This is a genomic window from Thiocapsa sp. (assembly GCF_035467215.1).
Classification (GTDB): Bacteria; Pseudomonadota; Gammaproteobacteria; order Chromatiales; family Chromatiaceae; genus Thiocapsa.
Genome location: NZ_DATITZ010000300.1, coordinates 1 through 2,842, shown reverse-complemented (window position 1 = coordinate 2,842; position 2,842 = coordinate 1). Strand labels below are relative to the sequence as shown.

Below are 2,842 nucleotides of genomic sequence, written 5' to 3'. Positions count from 1 at the left end.
CGCCGCCGATTCCGAGCTGGCCGCCCTAAGGGCACTCGCCGAAGCCGCACGGGTCGAGGACGGAATTCCGGCCCTCGACGCGGCGACCGTCGAGGCGCAGGCGGCGCTCGATGCCGTCGACCTGCGTATCGTCCAAGCGCGGAACGACCTCCAGGGGCTGGAGGTGCGCAAGGCCTTCTATGCCGCCGGGCAGGACGAATACAGCGCAAAGGCGCTCGAGCTGGTGACCTCCGAGCTGCAGCGCGACGACCTGATGGAGCTGCGTCGCGAGGCGCTGACCACGCCCTTCCCGGAAGACGACCTGATCGTCGCCCGCCTGCTGGAGCGCGAGGACGAGCGGCGCCGGCACGATGGTGCACTCAAGACGCTGCGCGAGTCGCTTGTACAGGCCCGGCAGCGCCTAGATGAGGTCGAGACCCTGCGGACGGACTTTAAACGCAACCGCTACGACCGTGCCGATTCCCAATTCGGCGATGCGGCCATGATCGCCATGATGCTGGGGCAGTTCCTGAACGGCGCCCTGGACCGACGCAACCTCTGGCGCGTCATGCAGGAGCAGCAGCGTTATCGCCCGGAGCGCTCCGATCCCGGTTTCGGCTCAGGCGCCTTCGGTCGCGGGACCGTCTGGGGCGGCGGCCTCGGCGATGGGCGTCGCCCGGGCGACATCTTCGGCGGCTTGGGCCGCGGGAGCGCCGGTCGCACCGGCGGGAGCGGCGGGGCCGGGAAGCGCGGCGGAAGCAGCGGCGGCTTTCGCACCGGGGGAGGCTTCTGATGGCGCTCGTACGGCGACGCCTTTAGGTCGGCCCGGTGTCGCGCCTTCTCCGGTCGTTGCGCTGACGAGGTCGCCTCCTGCTCGAGCGCATCCTCCTCATCGTCCTGCCTCTGTTCATCGTGGTTGCGGTCGGGTTTCTCTACGCCCGGCGCCACCGCCCGGACATGCGCGCGGCAACCGCGCTCAACATGGACGTCTTCGTGCCCGCCCTGGTCTTCTCCGCACTCGCATCGAAGGACGTGGACCTCGGCGCCTTCGTCCGACCGATCATCGGTGCCCTGCTGGCCTGGGCGATCGCTTTTGTCCTTGCGCTGCCCCCCGAGCAGGCCAGCATCCTGATCGTCTTCGCCGCACTGCCGCCCGCGGTGCTCAACGCTATCTTCGCCGAACGCTACGACCAGGAGCCCGAGCGCGTGGCCTCCATCGTGCTCCTCGGCAACGCGGCCGCCCTGATTACGCTCCCGGCCGTGCTGCTGTTGGTGCTCTGAGCGTCGCCGCGATCGCGACGGAAGGCGGTGGTCGGATTGCGCGTGCCGCGTCGGGGATCAACCCCTTGGATCGGAACCGGAGTCGTCCGGCGCGGGTCATCCTCATTGACCTTGTGCTCTTTCACGATGCCGCTCCTTGCGTTGCGGGTTGGCTGCGATCCACGTCGACCCAGCAGAAATGCTCCCCGACGAGGTCGCGCTCCCCGTCCCAGCGGTAGGCGCAGAGCTTTCCGCCCGCGGCAACGCTGTAATCCAGGCAGGCGACGCGCGCGGACAGCGGGTGGGGGGTACCGCTCATCCAGTAATGGCCGACGAATACCGGCTTGTCCCCGTCGTAGCCCGGCAGGACATGCTCGGGCGCCGGCTCGTGCGGGATCTGAGGGATGACCTCGAGCGGCACAATTGCGAGATCGCGGTAGGTGATCGGGTGGTCCTTCCACCAGCGGGTTCTGACCCGCCGGCGGATCTTGCCGTCCTTGTCGGTGAATTCGACCCCCTCGGGAAGCGGGATCTCCAAACCCTTGAGTACCGTCTCCAGAGCCTCGAAGGCGGGGTCACCTTTTCGGGTGAGCGCGGCCCAGGCGGCTTCGTCGCGGATTCGGTCACCGTCGTCCAGGTGTTCGGTCAGGATCTTGAAGGAGGGTTCATGCCAGCAGGCATGCACGACACGCAGCCCCGGCAGATCGAGCCAGAGCGGGAGTCCGCGAAACCAGTCGATCAGCTCCTCGTGGAGTGGACTGCCCTCGCCGACCTGCGCGAGGAACTCCGCGTGCTGTTTCCGATGGTCCTCGGTGTGAGATCGCAAGTAGGCATCCGGCCCCGTCGCCGTCGGCGTGGCCCAAGCGACGGCGTTGAACTCGTGATTACCCATGACCGTCAGCGCCTGCTCGGCGTCGACCATCGCGCGAACGATCTTCATCACCTCGACCTGCTCCGGTCCGCGATCGATGAAGTCGCCGAGGAAGATCACTTGGCGGTTTGGATGGCGCCAGACCCCGTCTTGTTCGCGGTAGTCCATCTTGGCGAGAAGCGCCTTGAGCTCACGAGCACAGCCGTGTATGTCGCCGATTAGATCGTACATTTTCGTTCCTCCGTCGACGCTGTCGATCGCTACCGGCGGCGAGTGCGCCGTCGCGCTGCCGGGCGAGATCCAGCGGAATGGTCTCGGGCATGCCGAACAGGCACAGGGCCTGATCGACGAGATGGGCGCCGAGGTCGTACAAGAGGCCGCTGCCCGGCGCGCCGGATTCGCGCCAACGCACCCGGGCCTCGGGTCGGAAGCGGTTGAAACGTGATTCGACAGAGGTGAGTCGGCCCAGCTCACCGGACGTTAGGAGCCTTTGGACCGTCAAGAAATCCGCATCCCATCGGCGGTTGTGGAAGACCGAGAGCAGCCGCCCCGCCGATTCGGCGCGTTCGATGAGGTCCTCGGCCTCGCTGACTGTTGTTTCCCATCCTGATCCGCAAACCACCGGCCATTTTTGCAGGGAATTTTCCACCGGTGATGTCGTTTTCCGGTGAAGCAATGCGGTAAGCGCGGAGCGCGGATGTCCCGCACGCTTCACCGGCGTGCATCCTCGCG

The 2,842-nt window shown here is 66.9% G+C and carries 3 protein-coding genes and 1 pseudogene; 2 read left to right on the top strand and 2 right to left on the bottom strand.

All coding sequences use genetic code 11. The features are described 5' to 3' along the window. Together VLR48_RS16645 and VLR48_RS16640 are read left to right on the top strand one after the other, a co-directional pair. A pseudogene (locus VLR48_RS16645) lies at positions 1–772 on the top strand (hypothetical protein); the annotation flags it as partial. Positions 773–936: 164 nt separating this feature from the next. Then, a complete protein-coding gene (locus VLR48_RS16640; protein WP_325292862.1) occupies positions 937–1,260 on the top strand; it encodes an AEC family transporter in 324 nt (107 codons plus the stop codon). Between the two features lie 121 nt (positions 1,261–1,381). Here the strand turns inward: VLR48_RS16640 and VLR48_RS16635 are convergent, their stop codons facing one another. Next, positions 1,382–2,341: a metallophosphoesterase gene (locus tag VLR48_RS16635; protein WP_325292861.1), complete on the bottom strand. Its 960-nt coding sequence runs from the start codon at positions 2,339–2,341 to the stop codon at positions 1,382–1,384. After that, positions 2,301–2,842, bottom strand: a 542-nt coding sequence (locus VLR48_RS16630) for a Gfo/Idh/MocA family protein (RefSeq protein WP_325292860.1), incomplete at its 5' end; no start/stop codon positions are given. The genes VLR48_RS16630 and VLR48_RS16635, both read right to left, overlap by 41 nt.

Bases quoted from the DNA above. Each gene is read 5' to 3' on its own strand.
- VLR48_RS16640 (WP_325292862.1), top strand. From the start codon at position 937: ATGCGCGCGGCAACCGCGCTCAACATGGACGTCTTCGTGCCCGCCCTG.
- VLR48_RS16635 (WP_325292861.1), bottom strand. From the start codon at position 2,341: ATGTACGATCTAATCGGCGACATACACGGCTGTGCTCGTGAGCTCAAG.